This is a genomic window from Methylobacterium sp. WL12 (assembly GCF_008039475.1).
Classification (GTDB): domain Bacteria; phylum Pseudomonadota; class Alphaproteobacteria; order Rhizobiales; family Beijerinckiaceae; genus Methylobacterium; species Methylobacterium cerastii.
Map to the genome: position 1 here is coordinate 1 of NZ_VRUW01000072.1, position 25901 is coordinate 25901.

General features: G+C 72.5%; 26 protein-coding genes, 1 pseudogene and 1 riboswitch. Of the genes and pseudogenes, 18 read left to right on the forward strand and 9 right to left on the reverse strand.

The genetic code is table 11. From position 1 onward, the window contains the following. From FV226_RS20795 to FV226_RS20805, 3 genes are all read right to left on the reverse strand, one after another. Window positions 1-359: hypothetical protein (locus FV226_RS20795; RefSeq protein ID WP_147764382.1), on the reverse strand; the 359-nt coding region annotated here is incomplete at its 3' end. Between the two features lie 86 nt (window positions 360-445). Continuing rightward, a complete protein-coding gene (locus FV226_RS20800) occupies window positions 446-2527 on the reverse strand; it encodes a TonB-dependent receptor plug domain-containing protein (protein ID WP_147764398.1) in 2082 nt (693 codons plus the stop codon). Window positions 2528-2725: 198 nt separating this feature from the next. Then, a riboswitch (cobalamin riboswitch) is annotated at window positions 2726-2939 on the reverse strand. Between the two features lie 133 nt (window positions 2940-3072). Continuing rightward, window positions 3073-4233 (reverse strand): DUF2778 domain-containing protein, encoded by a 1161-nt coding sequence (locus FV226_RS20805; RefSeq protein WP_246691668.1) that lies wholly within the window; start codon window positions 4231-4233, stop codon window positions 3073-3075. A 295-nt stretch (window positions 4234-4528) separates the two neighbouring features. Here FV226_RS20805 and FV226_RS20810 point away from each other — a divergent pair, with 295 nt between their 5' ends. After that, window positions 4529-4885 carry a hypothetical protein gene (locus tag FV226_RS20810; RefSeq protein WP_238272106.1) on the forward strand — a complete coding sequence of 119 codons (357 nt, stop codon included), beginning with the start codon at window positions 4529-4531 and terminating at the stop codon, window positions 4883-4885. 36 nt (window positions 4886-4921) lie between these two features. On the opposite strand, the gene FV226_RS20815 is transcribed toward FV226_RS20810, so the two are convergent. The 3 genes from FV226_RS20815 to FV226_RS20825 all read right to left on the reverse strand — a co-directional run bounded on the left by FV226_RS20815 (window position 4922) and on the right by FV226_RS20825 (window position 9065). Next, on the reverse strand, window positions 4922-6346 hold the full coding sequence (locus FV226_RS20815) for a mannose-1-phosphate guanylyltransferase/mannose-6-phosphate isomerase (RefSeq protein WP_147764383.1): 1425 nt from the start codon (window positions 6344-6346) through the stop codon (window positions 4922-4924). Between the two features lie 82 nt (window positions 6347-6428). Further along, window positions 6429-8240, reverse strand: coding sequence for a nucleotide pyrophosphatase/phosphodiesterase family protein (locus tag FV226_RS20820; RefSeq protein WP_147764384.1), 1812 nt, complete (start codon window positions 8238-8240; stop codon window positions 6429-6431). A gap of 153 nt (window positions 8241-8393) precedes the next feature. Next, the gene (locus FV226_RS20825; protein ID WP_147764385.1) at window positions 8394-9065 is read right to left on the reverse strand and encodes a metal ABC transporter permease; all 672 of its coding nucleotides are present in this window, start codon (window positions 9063-9065) and stop codon (window positions 8394-8396) included. A 223-nt stretch (window positions 9066-9288) separates the two neighbouring features. Between FV226_RS20825 and FV226_RS20830 the strand changes: the two genes are divergently transcribed. From FV226_RS20830 to FV226_RS20870, 9 genes are all read left to right on the forward strand, one after another. Continuing rightward, the gene (locus tag FV226_RS20830) at window positions 9289-10623 is read left to right on the forward strand and encodes a LarC family nickel insertion protein (RefSeq protein ID WP_147764386.1); all 1335 of its coding nucleotides are present in this window, start codon (window positions 9289-9291) and stop codon (window positions 10621-10623) included. Next, window positions 10620-11462, forward strand: coding sequence for an adenine nucleotide alpha hydrolase (locus FV226_RS20835; RefSeq protein ID WP_246691669.1), 843 nt, complete (start codon window positions 10620-10622; stop codon window positions 11460-11462). Before FV226_RS20830 ends, FV226_RS20835 begins: the two co-directional genes overlap by 4 nt. Beyond that, complete coding sequence (gene larB, locus FV226_RS20840) at window positions 11459-12136, forward strand: nickel pincer cofactor biosynthesis protein LarB (RefSeq protein WP_147764387.1); 678 nt, start codon at window positions 11459-11461, stop codon at window positions 12134-12136. Before FV226_RS20835 ends, larB begins: the two co-directional genes overlap by 4 nt. A gap of 32 nt (window positions 12137-12168) precedes the next feature. Then, window positions 12169-13284 carry an aldo/keto reductase gene (locus FV226_RS20845; protein WP_147764388.1) on the forward strand — a complete coding sequence of 372 codons (1116 nt, stop codon included), beginning with the start codon at window positions 12169-12171 and terminating at the stop codon, window positions 13282-13284. A gap of 82 nt (window positions 13285-13366) precedes the next feature. Continuing rightward, on the forward strand, window positions 13367-13951 hold the full coding sequence (locus FV226_RS20850; protein ID WP_147764389.1) for a HupE/UreJ family protein: 585 nt from the start codon (window positions 13367-13369) through the stop codon (window positions 13949-13951). Window positions 13952-14138: 187 nt separating this feature from the next. Then, the gene (locus FV226_RS20855) at window positions 14139-14687 is read left to right on the forward strand and encodes an iron transporter (protein WP_246691670.1); all 549 of its coding nucleotides are present in this window, start codon (window positions 14139-14141) and stop codon (window positions 14685-14687) included. A gap of 2 nt (window positions 14688-14689) precedes the next feature. After that, window positions 14690-15037 (forward strand): cupredoxin domain-containing protein, encoded by a 348-nt coding sequence (locus tag FV226_RS20860; RefSeq protein ID WP_147754579.1) that lies wholly within the window; start codon window positions 14690-14692, stop codon window positions 15035-15037. 3 nt (window positions 15038-15040) lie between these two features. Beyond that, on the forward strand, window positions 15041-16444 hold the full coding sequence (locus FV226_RS20865; RefSeq protein ID WP_147764391.1) for a 4Fe-4S binding protein: 1404 nt from the start codon (window positions 15041-15043) through the stop codon (window positions 16442-16444). Window positions 16445-16482: 38 nt separating this feature from the next. Continuing rightward, on the forward strand, window positions 16483-17307 hold the full coding sequence (locus tag FV226_RS20870; protein ID WP_147764392.1) for an FTR1 family protein: 825 nt from the start codon (window positions 16483-16485) through the stop codon (window positions 17305-17307). A 164-nt stretch (window positions 17308-17471) separates the two neighbouring features. Here FV226_RS20870 and rplS read toward each other — a convergent pair whose 3' ends face one another. Beyond that, complete coding sequence (gene rplS, locus FV226_RS20875; RefSeq protein WP_147754160.1) at window positions 17472-17891, reverse strand: 50S ribosomal protein L19; 420 nt, start codon at window positions 17889-17891, stop codon at window positions 17472-17474. Window positions 17892-18114: 223 nt separating this feature from the next. On the opposite strand from rplS, the gene FV226_RS20880 reads away from it, so the two are divergent. The 4 genes from FV226_RS20880 to FV226_RS20895 all read left to right on the forward strand — a co-directional run bounded on the left by FV226_RS20880 (window position 18115) and on the right by FV226_RS20895 (window position 20945). After that, a complete protein-coding gene (locus FV226_RS20880) occupies window positions 18115-18681 on the forward strand; it encodes a NifU family protein (RefSeq protein ID WP_147754159.1) in 567 nt (188 codons plus the stop codon). A 191-nt stretch (window positions 18682-18872) separates the two neighbouring features. After that, window positions 18873-19559: a tRNA (adenosine(37)-N6)-threonylcarbamoyltransferase complex dimerization subunit type 1 TsaB gene (gene tsaB, locus FV226_RS20885; protein ID WP_147764393.1), complete on the forward strand. Its 687-nt coding sequence runs from the start codon at window positions 18873-18875 to the stop codon at window positions 19557-19559. Continuing rightward, complete coding sequence (locus tag FV226_RS20890) at window positions 19556-20077, forward strand: GNAT family N-acetyltransferase (RefSeq protein WP_147754157.1); 522 nt, start codon at window positions 19556-19558, stop codon at window positions 20075-20077. Before tsaB ends, FV226_RS20890 begins: the two co-directional genes overlap by 4 nt. 7 nt (window positions 20078-20084) lie before the next feature. Continuing rightward, a complete protein-coding gene (locus tag FV226_RS20895; RefSeq protein ID WP_147754156.1) occupies window positions 20085-20945 on the forward strand; it encodes a lysophospholipid acyltransferase family protein in 861 nt (286 codons plus the stop codon). Between the two features lie 5 nt (window positions 20946-20950). Here FV226_RS20895 and FV226_RS20900 read toward each other — a convergent pair whose 3' ends face one another. Both FV226_RS20900 and FV226_RS20905 read right to left on the reverse strand, forming a co-directional pair. Continuing rightward, window positions 20951-21250 (reverse strand): addiction module antidote protein, encoded by a 300-nt coding sequence (locus FV226_RS20900; RefSeq protein WP_147754155.1) that lies wholly within the window; start codon window positions 21248-21250, stop codon window positions 20951-20953. After that, window positions 21247-21555 (reverse strand): annotated as a pseudogene (locus FV226_RS20905) (type II toxin-antitoxin system RelE/ParE family toxin). Before FV226_RS20905 ends, FV226_RS20900 begins: the two are co-directional and overlap by 4 nt. A 100-nt stretch (window positions 21556-21655) precedes the next feature. On the opposite strand from FV226_RS20905, the gene miaB reads away from it, so the two are divergent. From miaB to FV226_RS20925, 4 genes are all read left to right on the forward strand, one after another. Continuing rightward, window positions 21656-23038 (forward strand): tRNA (N6-isopentenyl adenosine(37)-C2)-methylthiotransferase MiaB, encoded by a 1383-nt coding sequence (miaB, locus tag FV226_RS20910; RefSeq protein WP_147764394.1) that lies wholly within the window; start codon window positions 21656-21658, stop codon window positions 23036-23038. 112 nt (window positions 23039-23150) lie between these two features. After that, entirely contained in the window at window positions 23151-24272 is a 1122-nt protein-coding gene (locus tag FV226_RS20915; RefSeq protein WP_246691671.1) for a PhoH family protein, read from the forward strand. Next, the gene (gene ybeY, locus FV226_RS20920) at window positions 24272-24766 is read left to right on the forward strand and encodes an rRNA maturation RNase YbeY (RefSeq protein ID WP_147764396.1); all 495 of its coding nucleotides are present in this window, start codon (window positions 24272-24274) and stop codon (window positions 24764-24766) included. Before FV226_RS20915 ends, ybeY begins: the two co-directional genes overlap by 1 nt. Before the next feature lie 36 nt (window positions 24767-24802). Then, a partial coding sequence (locus FV226_RS20925) for a hemolysin family protein (RefSeq protein WP_147764397.1) occupies window positions 24803-25901 on the forward strand: 1099 nt, incomplete at its 3' end.

A 25901-nucleotide genomic window follows, 5' to 3' on the forward strand; every position in this document is an offset into this window, starting at 1 on the left:
GGTGGGGCGCGTGCGCCGGCGCTGATCCCCGGCGGAGCGCGGGGGGCGGCGGCGAGGACGGGACGCCACGGGGCGTCGACCGCCGGGGGAGCGGACCAGGCGACCGCGACGTCGGCCGGAACCGGCACGTCCGCCGTCGACATCGCCTGCGCGGCCGTGCAGCAGGCCAGGTGGTCCGCGTGATGCGGGGCGTGCTCTGGGCCTCGCCCGTCGGCGCCGGCATCCTGCAGGCAGAGCGCGTGCGCCGGATCGAAGGTCCGGACGGTCGTCATCCCGCCCAGCACCGCCTGCAGGGCAAGCGCATAGAGCGCGGTCACGGCGATGACCGCGCGGCAGACCCGCCAATCTGGCCGCCACATGCGCATGCCTCCACACCTAGGGCTCAGCCCGGCGCGCCGTCAATGCGGCAGACGCCGCGCACCGCCGATTTCGGCGGCCCTGTCGCCTAGAATCGCCCCGCCAGCGTCAGCCGCACGGCGGTGGGCTCGACCGGGTGGAAGTGCCGGTCGGCGACGCCGTCCGCCCCTTCGCCGGGCAGGCGCGAGACGTAATAGTAGGTGATCTGGTCGGACTTGGCGTTGGTGAGGTTCAATATGTCGAGCGACAGGCAGAAGCCGCTGTCGAAGTTGTAGCCGACGCGGCCGTTGAGGAGCGCCGTCGGCTTCGAGCGCACGGTGTCGTCCTCGATCAGCGGGCGCGGGCCGAAGTAGCGTAGGCGCATCGACCCGAACCAGCCGAGGCCCTCGCCGAATGTGAACCCGGCCGACGCGATCGTGGTCGGCGCCTCGGGGATGCGGTTGCCCGCCGGGTCGACGTCCGAGAAGCGGGCGTTGGTGACGGTCAGGTCCCCCTCCAGCTTCAGCCAGGGCGTCACCGCGTAGCGGTTGGTCCACTCGACGCCGAAGCGGCGGCTCGGGCGGCTCGGCTCCGTGGTGCCGGTGTCGCCCTGGAACAGGTTCTCCGACGCGAAGTCGAGGCGGAACAGCGCGACCGCCGTCTCAAGCCCGGCGATCGAGCGGTTGCGGATGCCGACCTCGTACCCGGTCGAGGGCACCAGGAAGGGCGAGCGCGTCGTGTTGAACAGCGAACTCGCCGGGTCGACGGTGGCGGTGACGCCGCGCACGTCGTTCGAGTGGAAGCCGCCGCCGTAGTTCAGGTAGAGCTCGGTGTCGGCCCACGGCCCCAGCACCAGCCCGAGCTTCGGGTTGACGACGCCGTCCCGCGCCTTGCCGCTGTTGGCCGCCGTGTCGGAGACCACGTCGGCGTAGTAGCCGTCGGCGCGAAAGCCCACGCTGGTGCGCAGCCAGTCGGTCCAGCGCACGCGGTTGTCGTAGAAGAACGCCCCGCTCGCCTCCAGCACCCGGTCGTCGAGGACGCCCGCGCGGAACTGGCGGTTCACGGTGTTGAACAGCCCGACGCGGATCGAATCTGTGCGGGTCTGCACGCCGATTTCATTCTCCATCGGCAGTCCGAAGAGCGCGCCCTGGAACACGTGGCTCGCCGCGCCACCGCCGAGGATGCGCTGGTCGAGCTGGTGGAACTGGTCGCCGGCGACCGGGTCGTTGAGGAAGTAGGTGAAGTCGTTGAACAGGTTGAGCTGCTGGCGGATCACGTAGGCCGAGGCCCGCGTGATGCCGGTGTCGTCGGTCATGCTCCAGCGGCCCGAGAGCGAGAAGCGTGAACTGTCGCCGCCGTCGGCCGGGTTCAGGGTGCCGAACCGGCCGACGATCCCGTCCGCGACAGCGCGCGACGCGATCTGGTTGGTCGCGGTCCAGCGGCTGGCATAGGCCATGCCGGTGACGGAGAACCCGTCGAGCGCCGTGCCCTGGCTGTAGCGCACGACGCCGTTGAGCTTGCGCAGGGCGTCCGGCACGTCCCACGGGCCGTCGTAGACCTGCGCCTCGCCGGCCACCAGCAGGTTGCCCTGGCCGAGCGGCGCCGAGGCGATGGTCAGCGCCCGCGCGTAGCCGAACGAGCCGAACGAGGTCAGCGCAACGTTCTTCGCGACGGTGTCGAGGTAGTCGATCCGCACCGAGCCGGCGGAGGCGAAGTCGCCGTCGCGGACGAAGTACGGCCCCTTGTGGTACTCCACCGCGCCGACGAGTTCGGGGATCAGGAAGTTGATGTCGGCGTAGCCCTGGCCGTGGGCGTGGGTGCGCATGTTCACCGGCATCCCGTCGACGTCGATCGCGATGTCGGTGCCGTGGTCGAGGTTGAAGCCGCGCAGGAAGAACTGGTTGGCCTTGCCCTCGCCCGAGTGCTGCGTGACGATCAGGCCGGGCACGGATTCGAGGACCTCGCCCGGCCGGGTGATCGGGCGGCTGTTGATCTCGGCGCCGGAGATCACCCCGGCGCTCGCGGCATCCACCGACCGGAGGGTGCCGCCGACGCCGGTGGTGCCGCCGACGTAGCCGGCGCTCGCCGCCGGCCCCGGGCCGGTCGCGGCCGGAGCGACGGTCTCGGCCGTGACCGAGATCTCGTCGAGGTTGGCCTCGGCCACGCCCGGCTGAGACAGGGCGGACCGCATCAGGACGGCTTGTGGCGGGACGGCTGCGCCGACGACGAGCAGAAGGGTGCGCAGGCGCGGAGCGAAACGGGATACGGACACGGGACCTCGGGCGACGCGACGTGGCACGTCACCGCGAACGAGGCCGATCCCCCGCGCCGTCCCTCCGACGGCATGAGGCTTCGACACCCGCCGGGGCACCCCGCCCGACGCGCTTCGCGTGTGACCACGACCGAGGGCAGGTCTCCTGGCTCGCGGGTCGTCGCCCGCCACCGTCTTCCCGGATGCGGCGCATCCAGTGACGTTCGTTGGTGGAAGGCTCGCCGCTTACAGTTGCGGGGGCAGCCGCGGCTTCGACGAAGGCCCTTCCAGGCTCCCTCCCACCGCGTTCCCTTTTGATCCTCGATGAGGAACCCTCGCGCACAGGTTGCGTCGGGCGCGGACTGCGCGTCAATCCGGCTTTCGCAGCGCGTCGCCGGGTGTGGCCGATCCGCGACGCCGCGTTCACCTGCTGCGCGGTCGCGTGGCCATCATGCGAGCCGGTCTCCGCCTTGCTTCGGAACGCCCTAGCGGCTCGCTGCGAACCGGGCCGGGCCGTCGCCGCGGCCGGCGACCACTACGAGGCGCCGGACCTCGCCGCGCAGGAACGCCTGCAGGAAGCGGTCGTAGTTGCGGAACGACACGCAGCCGTTCGAGGCGCCGCTCGGCCCGAGCATGTAGGTGTGGGCGAGCAGGCCGTCGCGGCCGTGGATGGCGGCAGACCCGCCCACCGGGTTGAGGCGGATCGCCCGGACGCCGTGGAACAAAGCCTCGCGCTCGGTGAGGTCGTAGGTGCCCGGCGGGGTCGAGCCGCGCATCCGCAGGTGCACGAAGTCCGGGTGGTCCATGCTGGCGCCGAGACCGGAATGAGCTTCCAGCACCTCGCCGCCGGGCAGGCGGACGGTGCGGGCGCTGATGTCGTAGATCGCCGTGCCGGCGCCCGCGTCGGGGCTGGGGAACAGGCGGCCGCGCGACCGGTCGAGACCGGGGCTCTCCAGGGCGGCGTAGGCCAGGGCCGGGCCGGATTCCTTGCGCGCGGCGAACAGCTCCTCGAAGAACGACGGCGTCTCGGCGGTGGGCGCCGGCGCCGCCTCGGGCACCCGGCGCGGCGCCCGGCGCAGGGCGAGGCGCTGCGGCACGGGGGCGGCGATCAGATCCGCCGGGCGCGCCATCGGCAGCGGCATGATCTGCGCCTGGCGGAGGACTCGGATCTCACGCGGGCGCTGCGCCTGGCTTGCGACCTCGGCCTGCCGCACGATCTCCGCCCCGGTGGCGGGCGTCGCGGCGGGCTCCACCGCCGCGACGCCCGCCACCGGCTGGGCGAGGGACGGAGCGAGAGAGGCGGTCGGGGCGAACGCAGTGCCGAGGGGGATGCCGCGAAGGTTCGCGCGCACGTCCGGCCCCATCATCGGACGGGGATCGAACAGGGCCGCGAGGGCGGTCGAGGCGGCGCTCCGGGTCTGCGGGTTCGTGGCCTGCAGGTTCGTGGCCTGGAGATTCGCGCCCGGCGATCGCGGGTGCTTCCCGTCGCCGGTCGGCACGCCCCCGAGGGTGACGAGGCAGAGCAGGCCGGCCAGCGCGTTGCGCAGGGTCGGATGGCTGCGGGAGCGTCGGCGACGAACGGGGCGCGCGTGGCCGCCGTGGGAACGCAGGTGATGCGGCAGGGGATGCGGCATGTGATGAGGCATGCGGACTCGAACTCGGACGCGAAGGCTGAGGCGGCGCCCGCGGCCACGCGCCGTCCGTCCCCCGCGACGGAGCGCGGGCGGTGGACCGGCCGAGGGGCTCGGCCGTGCGGGGATCGAGAGAACTGCGACTGATCCGTATTGAGCGCGCGTTTGGTTAATCCGCCCCTAAGCGGCCGGTCGCCGTGCGCGGACGGGGCACGAAATCGGGTCCGCGCCTCACACGGCGCGCGGGCACGCGATCGTGTTGCCGCTTCGTTCTTGCCGAGGCGGGGGCGAATCGGCGATACCGCCAAGCATGCGGATGTTCGCCCTCGCTGCCCTCCTGTCCCTGCCTATCCTGCCCGGCGCGGCCGCGGAGGCGCCGCGGCCGGCCGACCCGGCCGCACTGGAGCAGGCGTGGCGCGGATGCGTGCGCGAGGCCTACGCTCACCAGTCGCCGACGCAGGGGCGGGCCGGCTCGCAGCGCAACGCCCTCGACGAATGCAAGGCGCGCGAGGACGCCGTCGTGGCGGCCCTGATGGCCGCGCGCACCGACGACGCATCCGGCCGCGGCGCCCGCTCGTTGCCGGCGCGCGCCCGCGCCTGGGCGGCCTCGGTCGCGGCCTACGTCGTCGATCCGGTCTCGTCCTGGATCGCGATGCTGCGCGACTGAGCGGCGGCCTTCGCCGCCCGCCGGGCGGGGGCCGCCTCACCGTCCGTAGATGTCCTCGACGCGGATGATGTCGTCCTCGCCGGTGTAGGAGCCGACCTGGACCTCGATCAGCTCGAGGGGGATCTTGCCGGGGTTGGCCAGCCGGTGCATCGAGCCGATCGGCAGGTACACCGCCTCGTTCTCGTGGACGAGGACCAGGCGCTCGCCCAGCGTCACCTCCGCCGTGCCCTTCACCACCACCCAATGCTCGGCGCGGTGGTGGTGCTTCTGGAGCGACAGGCGTCCGCCAGGCGTCACCATGATGCGCTTGACCTGGAAGCGCTCGCCGATGTCGACGCGCTGGTACCAGCCCCAGGGCCGGTACATCCGCCGGTGCGCGTCGGCCTCCGGGTGGGCGCGGGCGCGCAGCACCCCGACCAGCTCCTTCACCCGGCCCGACTGCGCCTTCGACGCGACCAGCACCGCGTCGGGCGTCGCCACCACCACCACGCCGTCGAGGCCCACCACCGTGGTCAGGCCCTCGCCCTCGCTGTGCACCAGGCTGTTGGTGGTGCCCAGCACTTCGACCCGGCCGCGCAGCGCGTTGCCGGCGTCGTCCTGCGGCAGCACCTGCCAGACCGCGTCCCAGGTGCCGACGTCCGACCACGGGAACGAGACCGGCAGCACGCCGGCCCGCGTCGTACGCTCCATCACCGCGTAGTCGATCGAGATCTTGGGCGCCTGCCCGAACGCCGTCGCGTCGAGCCGCACGAAGTCGAGGTCGACGGCAGCCCCCTCCAGCGCCGCGCGGGCGGCGGAGACCACCGCTGGCGCATGCGCCTCGAGCTCGGCCAGCATCAGGTCGGCGCGAAACAGGAAGTAGCCCGAGTTCCACAGGGCGCTGTCCGCGATCAGCGCGGCTGCGCCCTCCTCATCCGGCTTCTCGACGAAGCGCGCCACCGCGAAGGCGCCCTCGGCCTCCGGCAGCGCGGCCCCGCGGCGGATGTAGCCGTAATCGGTCGCCGGCCGCGTCGGCTCGACGCCGAGCGTCATCGTGTAGCCGGCTCGCGCGCCCACGGCCGCCGTGCGCACGGCGGCGGCGAAGGCGGGAACGTCGCCGATCACGTGGTCCGCGGCCATGATCAGCACCACCGTCTCCGGGGCGACGTTGGCCGCGTGCAACGCCGCCACCGCGACGGCGGCGGCCGAGTCCCGTCCCTCCGGCTCCAGGATGATGTCGCCGGCGATGCCCGCCTGCGCCAACTGCTCGGCCACGATGAAGCGCGACTCGGCCGAGGCGATCACCGCCGGCCGGGCGAAGGTCGCGAGGTCGCTCACCCGCCGCGCCGTCGCCTGGAACGTCGACTCCGACGCGTCCACCAGCCGCGCGAACTGCTTGGGCATGCTCTCGCGCGACATCGGCCACAGCCGCGTGCCCGAGCCGCCGCACAGGATCACGGGGAGAATGCGGGCGGTGCTCATCTGACGACTCCTGTTCCCGGTGCCGCCGCGCGGCGACCCGACCGACGTTCTTCGCGCCGGTCGCGTGACCCGGGCGGTGCCCTCACTCCAACCCGAAGGTCCGCCCCGGGAACCCGGCCGCATCGAAGTAGCGCTGGTCCCCGACCTGCTGGAAGCGCAGCACCGTGGTCAAGCCCGACGGCGACGGTTCCGAGCGCAACGTGCCGGCCTGGGCCTGCGGCACGGGGGCGTCGCTCGTTCCCTCCCGCATCGCCTCCCGCATCGGGCGGCCGATCAGGCGGCCCTTGGCGGGGATCTGGAGCTTGAGCAGGGCGGCGAGAGTCTGCCCGACGTCGGCGTTGCTCACCGGCAGCGCATCGACGAAGCCGGCCTTGAAGCTCGGGCCGATGGCGGCCATGAAGTTGTGGGTGTCGGCCCGGCTGAAGCTGCCGTGCATGCCCTGGCCCTGCTGCAGCGCCGTGTCGGCGACCTCGACGACGCAGGTCTCCGGGTTGGCGCAGCCGGTGCTGTACGAGCGGAAGTTGACGACGATCGCCGGTGTCGGGGTCGCAGCCTCGCCCTTCAGGTTCACAGCCGAGAGCGGCAGCGTGCCGGGAAAGCTGCCGAGCGCGTCGTCGACGAACAGGCCGCTGACGTAGTCCTGCTCCAGGAGCGCCGCGACCGTGCGGGCGGCGAGCGCCTTGTCGCCCTTCGGCAGGTAGACGAGGTCCGAGCCGCCGTTGACCGCGACCACGAGGTCCGGCGCCTTCGGGTCCGGGCCGAGCAGCGCGTTGCCGAGCTTCGGCCGCTGGCCGGCGAGCACCGGGGCGGCGCTCGCGTCGGGCTCGTGCAGCGGCAGGCCGAGGGCCGCGGCGAGGTCGAGCGCCAGGAAGCCCGGCGGCAGCTGCCCGGCGGGCACGCCCGGCAGGGCGGTCTTCGCGGACGGGCTCGTCGCGCTCTCCTTCGAGATGGTCGAGAAGCCGTGGTCGGCCGCGACCACGATGTCGGTCGTGTCGGAAAGGCCGAGCTCGTCGAGCGCCCGGCGCAGCGTCGCGAGGTTGTCGTCGGCGTTGCGGATGCCGGCGAGCGAGGTCGGCCCGTTGATGCCGGGCACGAGCTTGCCGAGGCTGTCGCCGTGGTTGTGCTGGGCGCCGTCCGGGTCGCGCGACCAGAACACCAGCACGAACGGTGTCTCGCGGGCCTTGAACAGCGGCAGCACGACCTTCGTGGCGACCTCGGCGAAGTAGGCCTGCTGGGCGACGTTGGCCACGAGCGTGCCTGGCGTCGTCGCGTCGCCCGCCTTGCCGTTCTCCCCGCGCGAGGGGGCGGCGAGCGGCAGGTTACGGCCGGCCATCAGCCCCTGCATCTCGGCGCTGAACGGGATGCCGCGCGCCGAGCCGGTCTCGTCGTCGACGACGATCGTCGGGCCGCCGGTGCGGTCGGTGTGGTCGAAGATCAAGGTCGGCCCGACCTTGCCGATCGCCGCGGTGCTGATCCCGGCCTTGGCGGCGGTGCACAGCACCGTCTCCTCGTTCATCCAGTCGCCGTTGAAGACGGTATTCATCTCGCCGAGCACGGCGTCGTTCTCGATGAACGGCGTCACCGTTCCCGCCTGCGCGGCGATCGGCTTGGCGAGGTAGATCGTGTTCGAGAAGTCGCCGGTGTCGCCGAGCTGGTGCCCGGTCGCCATGCCCGATGCGTTGGCGGTGGTGAAGGTCGGGAACAGCGAATGGCTGTTGGCGAGGTTCACGCCCTGGTCGCGCAGGGCCGCCAGGGCCGGCGTGTTCTCCGGCGTGACCATGCCGGCGCGCAAGCCGTCGGGAACGAACAGGATCACGTTGCGGGGCCGGTCGGCCGCCGCGGCGGCGGTGCCGAGGAGGCCGGCGACGATGACGCCGTTGAGGATCGCACGCATCGCCGTCGTCTCCTGAAGGGCCGGCCGACTTCCGGCTGAAGGCCGCTTCTCGTCACGTCCGCATGACGCCCGTGTGACGTCGCAGGCGGGCGGGGCAGGCGGGCGAGACAAGTTGGGCGGGCCGAAACGCCTGGCCCGCCCGCGATGGGGCGCTTACATCGGCGGGGTCAGCCCGTCCTTGCCGACGGCGACCCGGCGGGCGCTCAAGGCGGTGCCGTCGCGGGCGGCCGTGACGAAGGCCTTGGCGCCGGGCTTGAGCACCATCTTGTCGGCGGGCTCGAAGGTCACGACCGGGGTTTCCGGCAGCACGACCACCGTCTGCGCGCCGTCCTTGTAGGTCACGATGAGGGTGCGCGCGCCGGACGCCGTCGCGCTGCCCGACACGGTGCCGTTGGTCATCGCGCTCTTCACGCGCGGGGCGGGAGCGTCGGCCTTGACCGTCCCGTTCGTCATGGCGCTCTTCACCCGCGTCCCGCCGGCGGTGGCGTCGGGGATCGTGTCCCAGCCGTAATGCCCCTCGCCGGTGCCGCGCATGGCTTCGGGGAACAACAGGACCTCGATCGCGGTGCGCGGGTTCTCGCCCTTGGTGGCGGTGCCGACGAAGGTGCCCTCCTTCACGTCGTCGAGGCTTGCCTTCACCACCGAGACGAACTTCGTGTCGTCGCCGAGCGCGATCGTCTCCGACACGCCGTCGATGGTCTTCAGGGTGATCGCGCCCGGCGCGACCGCCTCGATCGTGCCGCGCAGGCGCTCGACGACCGGGGCGGCCTGGGCGCCGCCGACCGAGAGGAGGCCGGCGAGGGCGAGAAGCGGGAGGCGTGTCATGAGGGGCCTGTCGTTTAGGAGGGCCTGACGGTCCGGCACGATCGTGCGGGAGCCTGCGGCCGTGGCGCGTCCGCTACCATGCCGGCGCCGGGCCCGGCACCCGCCGGCCGGCGCGGCCATCCGCCTCGCCGGGGCTCGCCCGCGGGACCTTGCCGGGAAACCTTTCCGGCCGATCTGGTGTTCGAACCGACGGGCCTCTCGCCCGCTCCACCACCGGACAGGCATGCAGATCCACCTCGACGCGGTTGGCGGCATGGCCGGCGACATGTTCGTCGCCGCCCTCCTCGACGCCTTCCCCCAGCACGCCGAGGGCGTGTCGGCAAGCGTGCGCGCCGCGAGCCGGGCGGGCGTCGCCTGCCGCGTGCTGCCCCACAACGACGGCATCCTCCAGGGCAGCCGCTTCCTGGTCTCCGGACCCGGCGCGCCCGACCCCGCGCCGCAGGCCGCGCCCGCTGCGACGCACCGTCACGAGCACGGCGACCACGATCACGACCATCACGATCACGCGCGTCCCGATGCGCACGGTACGTCCCACACCCACGACCACGCAGGCGACCACGATCACCGGCCGTGGTCCGAGATCCGCGCATCGCTCGAACGGGCCGACCTCGACGCGGCGGTGCGGAGTCACGCGCTCGCGATCTTCGGCCACCTCGCCGAGGCCGAGGCGCGCGTGCACGGCATCTCGGTGGAGCGGGTCGCGTTCCACGAGGTCGGCGCCTGGGATTCGATCGCCGACATCGCCGCCGCGGCCCACCTCGTCGCCGCGCTCGGCGCCACCCGCTGGAGCGTGGGCGCCCTCCCCCTCGGCTCCGGGATGGTGCGCACGCAGCACGGCCTGCTGCCGGTGCCGGCGCCGGCGACCGCGCTGCTGCTCGAAGGCTTCGCGACCCGCGACGACGGCGTGCCGGGCGAGCGGGTGACGCCGACGGGCGCCGCGATCCTGCGCCATCTCTGCGGCGGCGCCGAACCGGCGCCGACCGGCCCCCGGCGGCTCGGGCGCTCCGGCGTCGGATTCGGCACCAAGCGCCTGCCCGGCCTGAGCAACTGCGTCCGCGCCCTCGCCTTCGACGAGACGGCGCCAGTGGCGTCCCCGGAGGCGCATCCGGACCACCGCACCATCGCGGTGATCGCGTTCGAGGTCGACGACCAGTCCGGGGAGGACCTCGCCATGGGGCTCGATCGGCTACGGATGCGCGATGACGTGCTCGACGTCGTGCAGATGCCGGTCTTCGGCAAGAAGGGCCGGATGATGGCGCATGTCCGCCTGCTCGCCCGCGCCGACGCCCTCGATGCGGTGGCGGCGGCCTGCTTTTCCGAGACCGCCACGATCGGCCTGCGCCACGCGCTCGTCGACGGCCGCGCCCTGCCCCGCCGGGCCGCCACCGTCGCGGTCGCCGGCCGCGACGTGCGGGTCAAGCTCGCCGAGCGCCCGGGCGGCCGCACCGCCAAGGCCGAGGCCGACGACGCCCGCGCGGAGGGCGGCCACGCCGCCCGGACCGCCCTGCGCCGCGAGGCCGAGCGGCTCGCCCTCGACACCCCGGAGCCGAAATCGTGAGTTCGCCCCCCATCCGGCTCGAGGCCGTCCTCGCGGAGATCGGTTCCGTCGCCGTGGCGGTGAGCGGCGGCGTCGACAGCGTGACGCTGGCGGCGCTCGCCCACCGCGTCCTCGGCCCCGACGCCGCGCTGATGGTGCATGCCGCCTCCCCCGCCGTGCCGGCGGAGGCCACCGCCCGCGTCCGCGCCGAGGCGGCGCGCGCCGGCTGGAGCCTGCGGGTGATCGAGGCCGGCGAGTTCTCCGATCCCGCCTACCGCGCCAACCCGGTGAACCGCTGCTTCTTCTGCAAGACCAACCTCTACGGCGCGATTGCCCGCGTCACCGACCGGACGATGGCTTCGGGCGCCAACCTCGACGACCTCGGCGAGTACCGCCCCGGCCTCGACGCCGCGGCCGAGCACGGCGTCCGCCATCCCTACGTCGAGGCCGGCCTCGACAAGGCGGCGGTGCGGCGCCTGAGCCGCGACATCGGCCTCGGCGCGGTGGCGGACTTGCCCTCCGCTCCCTGCCTGTCGAGCCGGGTCGAGACCGGCATCCGCATCGAGCCGGAGGTGCTGGCCTTCATCCACGCGGTCGAGCGCCGCGTCGGCGCCGCGCTGGGAGCGGGGGGCGATGCGAAGCGCGCCGTGCGCTGCCGCGTGCGCGCCGCCGGGATCGTGGTCGAGCTCGACCCCACGAGCCTCGCCGCGCTCGACGGGCCCGGGCGGGGCGAGCTCGAAGGCTGGATCGCGGCGCAGGCGCCGGGACGCCTCGCTGCGGGCGCCGTCCGCTTCGAGCCCTATCGCACCGGCAGCGCCTTCCTCGTCGGCCGCGGGGCCGGGGCAGGAGCGTCGGCATGAGCGTGTCCGACGAGTTCACCCTGGACTTCGCCCGCGCCGACCGGATCGGCCTCGAGGAGGCGGTGTACTGCGCCGGCAAGTCGCCCGCGCAGGTCGACGCGATCCTCGATGCGGCGGCCGAGCGGGCGGCGCGCTTCCTCCTCACCCGCCTCGACCCGGACAAGCACGCCGCCCTGCGCGCCGTCCATCGGGAGGCGCTGGATTACTGCCCGGTCTCGCGCACGGCCGTCTTCGGCGCGGCGCGCGCGGTGGAAGGGCCGGCCCGCATCGCCGTGGTCGCCGCCGGCACCTCCGACGTGCCGGTCGCCCGCGAGGCGTTGCGGACGCTGGCCTACCAGGGCCGCGCCGCAACGCTCGTCGCCGACGTCGGCGTCGCCGGCCTGTGGCGGCTGACCCGCCGGCTGGAGGAGATCCGCGCCCATCCGGTGGTGATCTGCGTCGCCGGCATGGACGCGGCGCTGCCGAGCGTGCTCGGCGGCCTCGTCGCCGGCGCGGTGATCGGCGTGCCGACCTCGGTCGGCTACGGCGTCGCGGAGGGCGGCCGCACGGCCCTCGACGCGATGCTCGCGAGCTGCGCCCCCGGCCTCGCGGTCGTCAACATCGACAACGGCTACGGCGCGGCCTGCGCCGCCCTGCGCCTGCTCCACGCCGCCGAACGCCTCGCGGCCGCCTGAACCGACCCGTCGTCCGAACACAGGAGAATCCCATGGAACGCCGCAGCTTCCTTCAGAGCGCCGTCGTCGGCGCGGGCCTCGCCGCAGCCGGCGGAGGCGCCGCCACTGCGGCCGTCGACCCGGCGGCCCTGCCCGGCAACCGGCCGTCCGATCCCGCGAGCCTCCCCCTCGTCACCGATCCGGGCGAGCGCCGCGGCGAGATGCTCTACCGGTCCTTCGGCCGGCATTCCGACAAGATCTCGGCCATCGGCATGGGCGGGTTCCACCTCGGCAAGAGCGCGGTGACGGACGACGAGGCGACGCGGCTGATCCACCAGGGGATCGAGCGCGGCATCACCTTCATGGACAATTGCTGGGACTACAACGAGGGCCGCTCCGAGCTGCGCATGGGCGCGGCGCTGCAGGACGGCAGCCGGCGCGACAAGGTGTTCCTGATGTCCAAGATGGACGGGCGCACCAAGGAGGAGGCGACGAAGCAGATCGACGCCTCGCTGCACCGCCTGCGCACCGACCGGATCGACCTCGTCCAGCACCACGAGATCCTGCGCTACGACGACCCCGACCGGGTCTTCGCCGAGGGCGGCGCGATGGAGGCCTTCGTCGAGGCCAAGAAGGCGGGCAAGCTGCGCTACATCGGCTTCACCGGCCACAAGGACCCGCGCATCCACCTGCAGATGCTGGAGGTCGCCCACGAGCGCGGGTTCCAGTTCGATTCGGTGCAGATGCCGCTCAACGTCATGGACGCGCATTTCCGCTCGTTCGGCCACCTCGTGCTGCCCTACCTCGTCCAGAACGGCATCGCGGCGCTGGGCATGAAGACCTTCGGCGACGGCGTCATCCTGAAGAGCGACGCGCCGATCGAGCCGATCGAGTACTTGCATTTCGGCCTCAACCTGCCGGTCTCGGTGCTGATCACCGGCATCCAGAGCCAGCGCGACCTCGATCAGGCCTTCGAGGCGGTGAAGACGTTCCGGCCGATGGACAAGGCGGCGGTGGCCGAGTTGCTCGGGCGCAGCCGGCCCTACGCGCTGGAAGGCAAGTACGAGCTGTTCAAGACCAGCGCGACCTTCGACGGCACCGCCAAGAACGCGGCGTGGCTCGGGGAGGACGTCCCGGGGGTGAAGACCCTCGCCCCGACGATGGAGTGATTTTTGCCAGGGTGTCGGTGACCGCTGGCGCCCGCCGCCTATCCCTTCGATGATCGATCCGACCCTACCGTCAGGACACACCATGAAGCGCCTCGCCGCCCTCGCACTTCCCGCCCTCGTCCTGCTGCCGCAGGCAGCGCTCGCCCATCCTGGCCACGGCGAGGCCGCGGGCCTCGTCCACGGCTTCCTGCACCCGGTGAGCGGGGCCGACCACGTCCTCGCCATGGTCGCGGTCGGGCTGCTCGCGGGCCTGCGGGGCGGACGGGCCCTGTGGGCGCTGCCGGCCTCCTTCCTCGCGCTGATGGCGGTGGGCGCGGGGCTCGGCATGGCCGGGTTCGCGCTGCCGCTGGCCGAGGCCGGGATCGCCCTCTCGGTCGTCGCCTTCGGCCTCGCGGCGGTGTTCGGGCTTCGGCTGCCGCTCGCCGCGCTCGGTGCCCTCGTCGGCGGCTTCGCCGTCTTCCACGGTTACGCCCACGGCGCCGAGATGCCCGAGACCGCCTCCGGCCTCGTCTACGGACTCGGCTTCCTCGCCGGCACCGCCCTGCTCCACGCCGTCGGGCTCGGCCTCGGCCTGGTCGCGGCCGGAACCCGCCGTACGGTCATGGCTCCCATGCTCGGCGGCACGGTCGCCGTCCTCGGCGTCGCGCTGCTCGCGAGCCATTTCTAAGTCGAGACCTCCGGCGGGCCAGGAACCCGCCGGAGTTTCGCCGCACGAGATCTACGGTTCATCTTTCGGGATCGCGGAGTTTTCCAAACCTCGACTGTAATACTGCTAGTTTGGAACGATTATGATTTGAGCATGTGACGAACATGCCTCTTCCAATTTCGGCGCGGCCGGGTATGCGATGCTCCCCATGCGCGCGCACCGTCTCCTCCTCCCCCTGCTGGTCCTTCCCCTGCTCACCGCCTCCGCGGTCGCCAAGGAGATCCCCGTCGGGCCTCACGTGACCCAGAACGGTCTCGAGGTCGCGGCGGTGTACCTGCAGCCGATCGAGATGGACCCGCCCGACATGATGCGCGCGGCGGCGCAGTCCGACCTGCACCTCGAGGCCGACATCCGCGCGGCCAAGGACAACCGCAACGGGTTCGCCGAGGGCGACTTCGTGCCCTTCCTGGCCGTCACCTTCGAGGTGGTGAAGCTCGACGGCGACAAGCCCACCGACCAGAAGGTGGCGGGCGCGCTGATGGGCATGGTCGCCAACGACGGCCCGCATTACGGCGACAACGTCAAGCTGTTCGGGCCCGGGCGCTACCGCCTGAAGCTCACCGTGGCGCCCCCCGGGCCGCACGCGCATTTCGGCCGCCACGTCGACAAGGAAACCGGGGTGGCCGAGTGGTTCAAGCCGTTCGACGTCACCCAGGACTTCACCTTCGCCGGCATCGGCAAGAAGGGCGCGTATTGAGGATGCGGACAGCGACCAGCCTCCTCGCCCTCTGCGCGCTCCTCCTCGCACCGCTCGCGGCGCGCGCCGACGACATGCCGGTGATCAAGGTCGAGATGAAGGACGGGGTGATCCTTCCCGCGATCATCGAGGTTCCGGCCAAGACCCGCTTCAAGCTGGAGATCTCGAACACCGGCGCCTCGCCGGTCGAGTTCGAAAGCCTCGAGCTGAAGCGCGAGAAGGCGCTCGCCGCCGGCTCGACCTCGTCGATCATCTTCCGAACCCTCGATCCGGGCAGCTACGACGTCTTCGACGACTTCCATCCGGAGGCGAAGGCGACGCTGGTGGCCAAGGATCCGGTGGCGAAGTAGCCGGTGGCCGGCGCGACCCTCAGCCCCGGCCGGGAGGCCTGGATCGATGGACGCCTCGCCGCCTTCGGCGACTGGCTCCGCCGGCACGGCGGCGTGCTGCGCGGCATCCAGTGGGCGGTTGTGGGCGTCTACGTCGTGCTCGTCGCCGTGCCCGCCTTCCTGCCGCTGCCGGACCGCTCCGCGCACCTCTGGTCGAACCTGACGCTGCTGGCGCAGTTCGCGTTCTGGGGCGTCTGGTGGCCGTTCGTGCTGGTCAGCATGGTGGTGGCCGGCCGCGCATGGTGCGGGGTCCTGTGCCCCGAAGGCACGCTCACCGAGTTCGCCAGCCGCTGGAGCCTCGGCCGCGCCGTGCCCCGCTGGATCACCTGGGGCGGATGGCCGTTCCTGGCGTTCGCCGGCACCACGGTCTACGGCCAGATGGTCAGCGTCTACGGCTACCCGAAACCGGTGCTCGCCGTGCTCGGCGGCTCGACCGTGGCGGCGATCCTCGTCGGCGCCGTCTACGGGCGCAACAAGCGGGTGTGGTGCCGCTACCTCTGCCCGGTCAACGGCGTGTTCGCGGTGCTCTCGAAGCTCGCGCCGGTGAGCTTCCAGGTCGACGGCGCCGCCTGGAGCGCCTCGCCGAAGCCGCTCCGGGCCGACGGCTTCAACTGCGCGCCGCTCGTGGCGGTCAAGACCATGCGGGGATCGGGCGCCTGCCACATGTGCGGGCGCTGCAGCGGCTATCGCGGGGCCGTGCGCCTCGCCCGCCGCTCGCCCAACCACGAGATCGTGCACGTGGCCGGCGACGAGCCGTCGCTCGACCAGACCGTGCTGATCCTGTTCGGCATGATGGGTCTCGCCGTCGGCGCGTTCCAGTGGTCGTCGAGCCCCTGGTACGTCGACGGCAAGCAGTGGCTCGCCACCTGGCTGATCGAGCGCGGCGTGACTTGGCCGCTGGAGACCTCGGCGCCGTGGTTCGTGCTGACGAACTACCCCGAGCACAACGACGTGCTCACCCTCCTCGACGGCGCGATGCTGCTCGCCTACGTCGGCGCCGCCTGCCTCGGGATCGGCTTGGCGCTCACCGCGCTGGTGGCGCTGGCCACCCGCGCGGCCGGGCCGTGGTCGATGACCCGGTTCCACCACCTGACGCAGGCGCTGATCCCGATCGCCGGCTGCGGCGTCTTCCTCGGCCTCTCGGCGCTCACGGTCTCGTTCCTGCGTGGCGAAGGCATCGCCCTGCCCTACGTGAACGAGGTCCGCGCCGGCCTGCTCGCCGGGGCGAGCCTGTGGAGCCTGTGGCTGGCTTGGCGGATCGCCGGGCTGTCGGCCGCCGGCCCGCGCCGGGTCGCGGCCACCCTCTGCATCGGCGCCGCAGCCGGCCTCGCGGTCGCGAACTGGGCGCTTCTCTTCTGGATCTGGTAGCGCGCGCGCTTCCTCAACGCGAAAGCCGGGATATCCGCATGATCGGAGCCTTCGTCATCGCCTTCCGCGAGGTCATCGAGGCGGGCCTCATCATCTCGATCGTGCTGGCGGCCACCCGCGGCATCCCCGGGCGCGGCCGCTGGGTCGCGCTCGGCATCGTCGGGGGCCTGGCCGGCGCCGCCCTGGTCGCGCTGTTCGCGGAAAAGATCTCGGACGCGTTCGAGGGCGCGGGGCAGGACCTGCTCAACGCCGCCGTGCTGATCGTCGCCGTGCTGATGCTGGTCTGGCACAACACCTGGATGGCGGCCCACGGACGCGAGCTCGCCGGCGAGTTGCGGGCGGCGGGCGAGGCGGTCCGCTCCGGGCGGCGCACCGCGGCGGCGCTGGCGCTGGTCGTCGGCGCGGCGATCCTGCGCGAGGGCGCCGAGCTCGTGCTGTTCCTCTACGGCCTCGTGGCCTCCGGCGCGTCGGGCGCCGACCTGCAGGCCGGGGCGCTGGCCGGCGTCGGCGCGGGCGTCGTGCTCTCGGGCATCAGCTATTTCGGCCTCGCCTCGATTCCGAGCCGCTACGTGTTCTCGGTGACGAGCGCGCTGATCATCTTCCTCGCCGCCGGCCTCGCGGCGCAGGCGGCGCAGTTCCTGTCGAACGCCGGGATCGTCACCGGGCTCGACCAGATCCTATGGAACTCGTCCGGCCTGATCCCGGAGAACGGCTGGCCGGGCCGCGTGCTGCACGCGCTGGTCGGCTACACCGACCGCCCGACCGTGCTCCAGGGCATCGTCTACGTCGGGACGATCCTGGTGATGGTCGGGCTCATGCAGATGACCGCCCAGAACAAGCGCCGGGCCCTGCGTACCGCCTGATTCGATCGCCCGGTCTATCCGGCCGGACGGTCCCTCCTTGCCATCGCGGGCTCGCCTTCGGCGCCCCGGGATGACCGGGCGGGTGCAGAGCAAACAAAAAGCCCGCCGCGATCCGATCGCGGCGGGCTTTCTCGTGCCGGGCTCCCTGTGTGGGAGCGGGCGGATCACTCAGCGGCGGGGGCGGCCTTCGCCTTGTCGGCCTTCGCCTTGTCGGCCTTGGAGACCTTGTTCTTGTCTGTGCGCTCGGCGATGCGGGCGGACTTACCGCGGCGGTCGCGCAGGTAGTACAGCTTGGCCCGGCGCACCTTGCCGCGGCGGACGACCTTGATCGAATCGATCAAGGGGCCGTGGACCGGGAACAGGCGCTCGACGCCCTCGCCGTAGGAGATCTTGCGGACGGTGAAGCTCTCGTTGAGCCCGCCGCCGGAGCGCGCGATCACCACGCCCTCGTAGGCCTGGACGCGGGTGCGCTCGCCTTCCTTGACCTTGACGTTCACGATCACCGTGTCGCCGGGCTGGAAATCGGGGATGGTCTTGTTGAGTCGAGCGACTTCTTCCTGCTCGAGCTGCTGGATGATGTTCATGAATAGCTCCGGCCGTCGCGCCGCGCCGCCCCGGATGGGCTTGCGGGCGTCAGGATTTCGGCATCCTGTTTTGAGTTGGCGCCGTGATACACCAAGTGCCCGCGCTTGTCGATTGCCGGCCCTGGTTGAGAAAATCCGGTCCGCGGTCCACATGGAGGGCGGCGCGCACGCGCCGTTCCCGGCCGGCCTTGAACCGGCGCAGCGGACGAGGATTGTGTCAGATATGTTCATCCAGACCGAAGCGACCCCGAACCCCGCCACCCTGAAGTTCCTGCCCGGCCGGGTGGTGCTGCAAGAGGGCACCTTCGAGGCCAAGGATGCGGAGGGCGCCGCCCGCTCGCCGCTGGCGCAGCGCCTGTTCGACGTGCCCGGCGTCGCCGGCGTGTATTTCGGCCACGACTTCATCTCCGTGACCAAGGCCGACGGCGTGAACGAGTGGCCGCAGGTCAAGCCAGCGCTGCTCGGCGCGATCATGGAGCACTTCCAGTCCGGCGTGCCGGTGATGGCGGAAGGCGCGACGCAAGCCGAGGACGACGCGGAGGAGTTCTACGACGCGGCCGACCACGACACCGTGGTGACGATCAAGGACCTGCTCGAGACCCGGGTGCGCCCGGCGGTGGCGGGCGACGGCGGCGACATCACCTTCCGCGGGTACAAGGAAGGCGTCGTCTACCTGGAGATGAAGGGCGCCTGCTCCGGCTGCCCCTCCTCCACCGCGACGCTCCGGCACGGCGTGCAGAACCTGTTCAAGCACTTCCTGCCGGAGATCCGCGAAGTCCAGGCGGTCTGAGGCGGCCGGGCGCTTCCACCCGAAGCGCCCGTCACCCGAAGCACCCGTCACCCGAAGCGCCCGTGCAACACCTGCGCCCGAACCGCTCCGCGACGGCCGCCCCGCACTGACGGGCGCGGCCGTTTTGCCTTAGGCTCGCCCCTTCCTTCACAGGGTGAGCGGGAGCGAAGCCCCGGCGAACGGGAGTGGGCGTGCATATCCTGGCCATCGACACGGCACTCGAGCTCTGCTCGGCCTGCGTCGCGACCGAGACGACTGACGGCGTCGATCTGCTCGCGCAGGAATCGATGACGCTGGCCCGCGGCCACGCCGAGGCGCTGCTGCCCCTCGTCGAGCGGGTGATGGCCCGGTTCGCGGGCGGGTTCGAGGGCCTGTCCCGCGTCGCCGTCACCGTCGGCCCCGGCAGCTACACCGGCCTGCGCGTCGGCCTGTCGGCGGCCCGCGCCGTCGGCCTCGCCGCGAACATTCCCGTCGTCGGCGTGACCACCCTGTCGGCGCTGCTCGCGCCGCAGCTGGCGCTGAACGGCGACGGCCTGGTCGCCGCCGCGATCGATGCCCGCCACGGCGCGGTCTACCTCCAAGCGATGAGCGCGGGCGAGGGCATCGTCGTGCCGCCGACGCACCTGCTTCTCGAGGAGGCCGCCGACCGGCTCGGGGCCGGCCCGGTCACCCTCGTCGGCTCCGGCGCCGCATCGCTGGCGGCGGTGCTCCGCGCCCGCGGCGTCGCGGTGACGGTCGCGGGCGCCGCCGGCCCCGACATCGCCTGGGTCGCCTCGCTCGGCCTGGTCGCCGACCCGGCCCACGCCCTGCCCCGGCCGATGTACCTGCGCGGGGCCGACGCCCAGCCGCAGGACCGCGCGCGGATCGCCCGGCGATGACCCGCCCGGTCTCGCCCTTCTGGCCGCTGGAATGGTGGCTCGCCTGGTGGGAGGCCTGGGGCCCCGAGCCCTACGTCGCCCCCTTGCGCGAGGCCGACCAGGCGCGGACGCTGGCGCGTCTCCACGCCACCGCCTTCGCGCGGCCCTGGGACGCGCACGAGTTCGAGCGGATGCTGTGCGAGCGCGCGACGCAGGGGCACGCCCTGTGGCGCGCCGGCGCGATGCAGGGCTTCGTGCTGTCCCGCAAGGTCGCGGACGAGGCGGAGATCCTCACCGTCGTGCTGGCGCCCTCCGCCCGCGGCGGGGGCCTGAGCCACCGGCTGCTGCGCGAGCACCTCGGGCACCTGGCGCTGATCGGTGTCGCGCACGTCCACCTGGAGGTCGACGAGGGCAACGCCCCCGCGCTCAGGCTCTACGCCCGGCACGGCTTCACGCAGGTCGGCACGCGGACCGGCTACTACGCGCAGGCCGACGGCAGCCGCGCGACCGCGCTGACCATGCGGGCCGACCTGACGTGAGCGGCTGGTGACGCGCGTCGGGGTGGCCCTGCGGCTGGTCGTCTGCGCGTTGGCCTTCGCGCTGCTCGCCGGGCCGCACTGGCTGGCCCTGCGCTTCGGCGAGCGCCGCGGATGGGGCCTTGCGCCCGCCCTGTTCCACCGGGTGTTCCTGGCCCTGTTCTCGGTGCGGGTGACGCAGAGCGGCACCCCGCCCCGCCCCGGCGAGGCCGCCCTGGTGCTCGCCAACCACGTCTCCTGGCTCGACATCATCGCCATCGGCTCGCTGCGGCCGCTCTCGTTCGTGGCGAAGTCCGAGATCGCCGGCTGGCCGGTCGTCGGCACGCTCGCCGCCCTCCAGCGCACGGTGTTCATCGACCGGGCGCGGCGGGGCGCCACCGCCACCGTCAACGCCGCGATCGGCGACCGGCTGGCGCGGGGCGAGCTCGTGGTGCTGTTCGCCGAGGGCACCACCGGCGACGGCACCCGCCTGCTGCCGTTCCGCTCCTCGCTCGTCGGCGCGGCGCGGGCCGCGATCCAGGCCGAGACCGACCGCATCCGCCTGCAGCCGCTGGCGATCACCTATCCGCGCCGCAACGGCCTGCCCGTCGGCCGGGTCGAACGCCCCGAGATCGCCTGGTACGGCGACATGGACCTCGCCCCCCACCTCGCCCTGTTCTTCGAGAAGGGGCCGATCGACGTCCACGTGGTCTGGGGTCAGCCGATCGCCTTCGAGGCCGGCACCGACCGCAAGGCCGTCACCGCCCAGGCCGAGGCGGCGGTGCGCGCCGCGATGAAGGGCGCAGGGTCGGCGCCGGGCCCTGCGGCGACGGTGGGACCCGCCCCCGCCCGGCCGCTCGCCGGGCTCCCGGATGGCACGGCGGCGGCCTGATCCCGTCAGGCCGGCTCGGACGCGTGCGGCACGGTCGCCGTCAGCCGCAGGTTCATCGCCTTCAGGACGCGCACCGTCGTGTCGAGGCTCGGGTTGCCGTCCTCGGAGAGCGCCTTGTAAAGGCTCTCGCGCGATAGCCCGGAGGTGCGGGCGATCCGCGTCATGCCGCGCGCGCGCGCGGCGACGCCGAGGGCGTGCCGGAAGAGCGCCGTGTCTCCCTCCTCGAAGGCCGCGGTGAGGTACTCCGCCAGCGCCTCGTCGGTCTCCAGGTAGTCGGCGGAATCGTAGGGCTGCGTCTCGGTCATGCGCCGTCTCCGTCCTGCAGGCCCGCCGCCAGGGCCTTGGCCTGCACGATGTCCCGTTGCTGGCTGCTCTTGTCCCCGCCGCAGAGCAGAACGATCAGGGCCTCGCCGCGGCGGACGAACTACAGGCGATAGCCCGGCCCGACATCGACGCGCAGCTCGCTCACCCCGGAGCCGACCGGTTTCGCATCGCCGGCGTTTCCCGCGGCGAGCCGGTCGATCCGGATCGCGATGCGGGCCTTGGCGCGCTGATCCCGCAAGGCGCGCAGCCAAGCGTCGAAACCAGCCGTACGGCGGATGCGGATCATCATCTTTTGTATTCTATAGGATACGGTCTTGCAAGCGTTTGGGCCGGGTCGCGACGGCACGGCCGATCTATGGTAGACGCGTTCCGCCTCGGCCGCGGAGATGCTCGCGCGCCGTATCCCAAGGAACCCGGGACCCGACGCGGTGTCGAAAAAAGCCTTCGTCAAATCCTACGGCTGCCAGATGAACGCCTACGATGCCGCCCGCATGGCGGACGTCTTGGCCGAGCAGGGGTTCTCCGCCACCGACCACGTCGAGGAGGCGGACGTGGTGGTGCTCAACACTTGCCACATCCGCGAGAAGGCGGCCGAGAAGGTCTATTCCGAGCTCGGGCGCCTGCGCGTGCTCAAGGATGCGCGCCGGCTCGAAGGCCACGACACCCGCATCGTGGTCGCCGGCTGCGTGGCGCAGGCCGAGGGCGCAGAGATCCTGCACCGCGCGCCCGTCGTCGATGTGGTGGTCGGCCCGCAGAGCTACCATCGCCTGCCGGACCTGCTTGCCCGCTCGCACGCCAAGCGCGTGGTCGACACCGAATTCCCCGTCGAGGACAAGTTCGACCACCTGCCGGCGCGGCGCACCGCGGGCGTCTCCGCCTTCCTCACGGTGCAGGAGGGCTGCGACAAGTTCTGCGCGTTCTGCGTCGTGCCCTACACCCGCGGCGCCGAGGTCTCGCGCTCGATCGCGGCGGTCGTGGCGGAGGCGGAAAGGCTCGCCGCCGGCGGGGTCCGCGAGATCGGCCTCGTCGGCCAGAACGTGAACGCCTACCACGGGCTCGCCATCGATGGCGGGACCGCGACGCTCGCCGACCTGATCCGGGCGGTGGCGCGCGTGCCCGGCATCGCCCGCATCCGCTACACCACGAGCCACCCCAACGACATGGGCGACGACTTGATCGCGGCGCATGCCGAGATCCCGGCCCTGATGCCCTACCTCCACCTGCCGGTGCAGTCGGGCTCCGACCGCATCCTCGCGGCGATGAACCGCAAGCATACCGGCGACGCCTACCGGCGGATCATCGACCGGGTCCGCAAGGTCCGTCCCGACATCGCCCTGTCCTCGGACTTCATCGTCGGCTTCCCCGGCGAGACCGACGCCGAGTTCGCCGACACGATGCGTCTCGTTTCCGATGTCGGGTTCGAGAGCGCCTACTCCTTCAAGTACAGCCCGCGCCCCGGCACGCCGGCCGCCGAGCGCGCCGACGCGGTGCCGGAGGACGTCATGACCGCCCGCCTCCATGCGCTGCAGGCGCTGCTCGATGCGCAGCGCCACGCGTTCCAGCGCGCGGCGGTGGGCCAGGTGGTCGAGGTCCTGGTCGAAAAGGTCGGCCGCCGGCCGGGTCAGGTCGCGGGCAAGACGCCGCACCTGCTCGCCGTTCAGTTCGACGCCCCCACCTCCTGCATCGGGCGGATCGTGCCCGTGCGCGTCGTCGAGGCGGGGACCAACAGCCTGTTCGGCGAGGCGATCGAGGCCGCCGCGGCGGCGTGATCCCGGATCGCGCTGCGCGATCCGGCCCCCGCGACCGCGGGGCGGCGGCAATCCGCCGGGTCTCATGGGCTCGTGCCCACGAGGCTCGGCATGAGCGATGAAGGGAGTGTTCGTGGCGTCATTCGACGGAACGGCCGGGCGCGGTGGCCCCTTGCGCGGGCGCGGGCCCGCCGCGCGGCCGGTCGGCCCCGGCGCTGTCCAAGACGAGCCGGTCGAGGTCGCGCTGACCTTCGACGACAACCGCCTCGCGAGTCTCGTCTTTGGCCAGTACGACCAGAACGTCGCGCATGTCGAGCGGCGGCTGGAGGTGACGGCCACCGCGCTCGGCAACCACCTCGTGCTCAAGGGCTCGGCCGACGCCACCGAGCGCGCCCGCCGGGTGTTCGAGAAGCTCTACGCCCGGGTGCGGACCGGCGGCGGCACCCTGACGCTCGGCGACGTCGACGGCGCGATCCAGGAAGCCACCGTCCAGGGCCAGCTGTTTCCGGCGGCCGTGGTCGCCGCCGAGCCCGACCGGCCGCATTTCGAGCAGATCGCCACGCGCAAGCGCGGCGCGGTCCGCGCCCGGAACGCCGCGCAGGACGCCTACATCAAGGCCCTGCGCGCCAACGAGCTCGTCTTCGCCGAGGGGCCGGCCGGTACCGGCAAGACCTGGCTCGCGGTCGGCCACGCGGTCTCGCTGCTGGAGCAGGGGCACGCCGAGCGGCTGATCCTCTCGCGCCCCGCAGTCGAGGCCGGCGAGCGCCTCGGATTCCTCCCTGGCGACATGCGCGACAAGGTCGATCCCTATCTCCGCCCGATCTACGACGCGCTCTACGACTTCATGGAGGCGCGCCACGTCGATCGCGGCCTGCAAACCGGGGTGATCGAGATCGCGCCGCTGGCCTTCATGCGCGGGCGCACGCTCACCAACGCGATCGTGCTGCTCGACGAGGCGCAGAACACCACTTCGATGCAGATGAAGATGTTCCTGACCCGGCTCGGCGAGAACTCCCGGATGATCGTCACCGGCGATCCGAGCCAGGTCGACCTGCCGCCGGGGCAGAAGTCGGGTCTTGTGGAGGCGGTGAAGGTGCTCGACGGCGTCGAGGGCATCGGCCGCATCACCTTCCGCGACGTGGACGTGGTCCGCCACGACCTCGTGCGCCGCATCGTCACCGCCTACGAGGGCGCGGCCCACGGCGAGGCGGATGCCGACCGCAACCCGAATCCGCGCCGCCGGCCGCTCGCGTGATGGGGCACGAAATCGATGTCGCGGTCGAAGATGCGCGCTGGGACGACGCGGTCCCCGGGCTCGAAGCCTTCGTGATCCGCGCCGTCGAGGCCGGGCTCGCGGCGGCGCCCGATTCGCCCGCCGGCCCGGTCGAGGTCAGCGTCCTGCTCGCCGACGACGCGACGGTGCAGGATCTGAACAAGACCTGGCGGGGCAAGGACCGGCCCACCAACGTGCTGTCGTTTCCGGCTGCCCCGCAGCCGGCGCAACCCGGCCTCGCGCGGCCGCTCGGCGACGTCGTTCTTGCGTACGACACGTTGGTGCGCGAAAGTGCCGAGCAGTCGAAGCCGCTCGCCCACCACCTCGCGCACCTCCTGGTCCATGGCACCCTCCACCTGCTCGGCCAGGACCACGAGACCGGCGACGCGGACGCCGACGCCATGGAGGCCCTGGAGGTCGCGGCGCTCGCGACCCTCGGCGTGCCGGACCCTTACGCGGAACCCGTGGCCGGCTGAGCGGCGACGCCCCAAACGATCCCAGACACGAGAGACATGACCCACGATCGAAGTCGCGGCGCGGCCCAGGCCGCGCTCAGTTCCAACGAGGCGGAATCGGGTGCGCGCGAGCCCTGGTACGACCGCCTCCTCCAGGTCCTGCACCTGAAACCGCGCGATTCCCTGCGCGGCGACATCGAAGACGCCCTGGCCGAGCCCGATTCGGGCGAGAACGCGTTCTCGCCGCTCGAGCGCGCCATGCTCAAGAACGTGCTCGGGCTGCACAAGGTGCGCGTCGACGACGTGATGATCCCGCGGGCCGACATCGTCGCGGTCTCGGTCGAGACCGGCCTCGGCGACCTGCTCAAGCTGTTCCGCACCGCAGGCCATTCCCGCCTGCCGGTCTACGGCGAGACGCTCGACGACCCGCGCGGCATGGTCCACATCCGCGACTTCGTCGATCACATCGCGGCGCGCGCCGAGGCCGCCCCGCGCCGGAGCACCGCTCAAACGAACGGCGTTGTGCAACCCGTTGCGGGCGAGGAGCCCGTCGACGCGCCCAAGCCCGCCCCGCGGGTGCGCAAGTCGCCGGGCCGGGCGCTCCGCACGCTCAACCTCGGCAACGTCGACCTCACCGCGACGCTCGCCTCCACCCGGATCCAGCGGCCGGTCCTGTTCGTGCCGCCCTCGATGCCGGCGATCGACCTGCTGGTGCGGATGCAGGCCACCCGCACCCACATGGCGCTCGTCATCGACGAGTACGGCGGCACCGATGGGCTGATCTCGATCGAGGACCTGATCGAGATGGTCGTCGGCGACATCGAGGACGAGCACGACGTGGTGGAGGGCCGCCTGGTGCAGCGCCTGGAGGGCGAGGCCGAGGTGTTCGTGGCCGACGCCCGCGCGCCGCTCGCCGAGGTGTCCGAGGCCACCGGCGTCGACCTCGTCGCGGCGGTGGGCGAGATGGCCGAGGAGATCGACACGATCGGCGGCATGATCGTGACGCTGGCCGGCCGCGTGCCCTCGCGCGGCGAGCTCATCACCGGCCCGGGCGACCTCGAGTTCGAGGTGCTCGACGCCGACCCGCGCCGACTGAAGCGCCTGCGCTTCCAGCGCGGCCCCGCCCGCATCGCCGCGTCCGCGGCGCCGCTCGCCC

What these genes read in the sequence shown, in the direction of transcription:
- FV226_RS20800 (WP_147764398.1), bottom strand. Translation starts at nt 2,527, where the DNA reads ATGCGGTCCGCCCTGTCTCAGCCGGGCGTGGCCGAGGCCAACCTCGAC.
- FV226_RS20805 (WP_246691668.1), bottom strand. Translation starts at nt 4,233, where the DNA reads ATGCCTCATCACATGCCGCATCCCCTGCCGCATCACCTGCGTTCCCAC.
- FV226_RS20810 (WP_238272106.1), top strand. Translation starts at nt 4,529, where the DNA reads ATGCGGATGTTCGCCCTCGCTGCCCTCCTGTCCCTGCCTATCCTGCCC.
- FV226_RS20815 (WP_147764383.1), bottom strand. Translation starts at nt 6,346, where the DNA reads ATGAGCACCGCCCGCATTCTCCCCGTGATCCTGTGCGGCGGCTCGGGC.
- FV226_RS20820 (WP_147764384.1), bottom strand. Translation starts at nt 8,240, where the DNA reads ATGCGTGCGATCCTCAACGGCGTCATCGTCGCCGGCCTCCTCGGCACC.
- FV226_RS20825 (WP_147764385.1), bottom strand. Translation starts at nt 9,065, where the DNA reads ATGACACGCCTCCCGCTTCTCGCCCTCGCCGGCCTCCTCTCGGTCGGC.
- FV226_RS20830 (WP_147764386.1), top strand. Translation starts at nt 9,289, where the DNA reads ATGCAGATCCACCTCGACGCGGTTGGCGGCATGGCCGGCGACATGTTC.
- larB (WP_147764387.1), top strand. Translation starts at nt 11,459, where the DNA reads ATGAGCGTGTCCGACGAGTTCACCCTGGACTTCGCCCGCGCCGACCGG.
- FV226_RS20845 (WP_147764388.1), top strand. Translation starts at nt 12,169, where the DNA reads ATGGAACGCCGCAGCTTCCTTCAGAGCGCCGTCGTCGGCGCGGGCCTC.
- FV226_RS20850 (WP_147764389.1), top strand. Translation starts at nt 13,367, where the DNA reads ATGAAGCGCCTCGCCGCCCTCGCACTTCCCGCCCTCGTCCTGCTGCCG.
- FV226_RS20855 (WP_246691670.1), top strand. Translation starts at nt 14,139, where the DNA reads ATGCGCGCGCACCGTCTCCTCCTCCCCCTGCTGGTCCTTCCCCTGCTC.
- FV226_RS20860 (WP_147754579.1), top strand. Translation starts at nt 14,690, where the DNA reads ATGCGGACAGCGACCAGCCTCCTCGCCCTCTGCGCGCTCCTCCTCGCA.
- FV226_RS20870 (WP_147764392.1), top strand. Translation starts at nt 16,483, where the DNA reads ATGATCGGAGCCTTCGTCATCGCCTTCCGCGAGGTCATCGAGGCGGGC.
- rplS (WP_147754160.1), bottom strand. Translation starts at nt 17,891, where the DNA reads ATGAACATCATCCAGCAGCTCGAGCAGGAAGAAGTCGCTCGACTCAAC.
- FV226_RS20880 (WP_147754159.1), top strand. Translation starts at nt 18,115, where the DNA reads ATGTTCATCCAGACCGAAGCGACCCCGAACCCCGCCACCCTGAAGTTC.
- FV226_RS20890 (WP_147754157.1), top strand. Translation starts at nt 19,556, where the DNA reads ATGACCCGCCCGGTCTCGCCCTTCTGGCCGCTGGAATGGTGGCTCGCC.
- FV226_RS20900 (WP_147754155.1), bottom strand. Translation starts at nt 21,250, where the DNA reads ATGACCGAGACGCAGCCCTACGATTCCGCCGACTACCTGGAGACCGAC.
- miaB (WP_147764394.1), top strand. Translation starts at nt 21,656, where the DNA reads ATGCTCGCGCGCCGTATCCCAAGGAACCCGGGACCCGACGCGGTGTCG.
- ybeY (WP_147764396.1), top strand. Translation starts at nt 24,272, where the DNA reads ATGGGGCACGAAATCGATGTCGCGGTCGAAGATGCGCGCTGGGACGAC.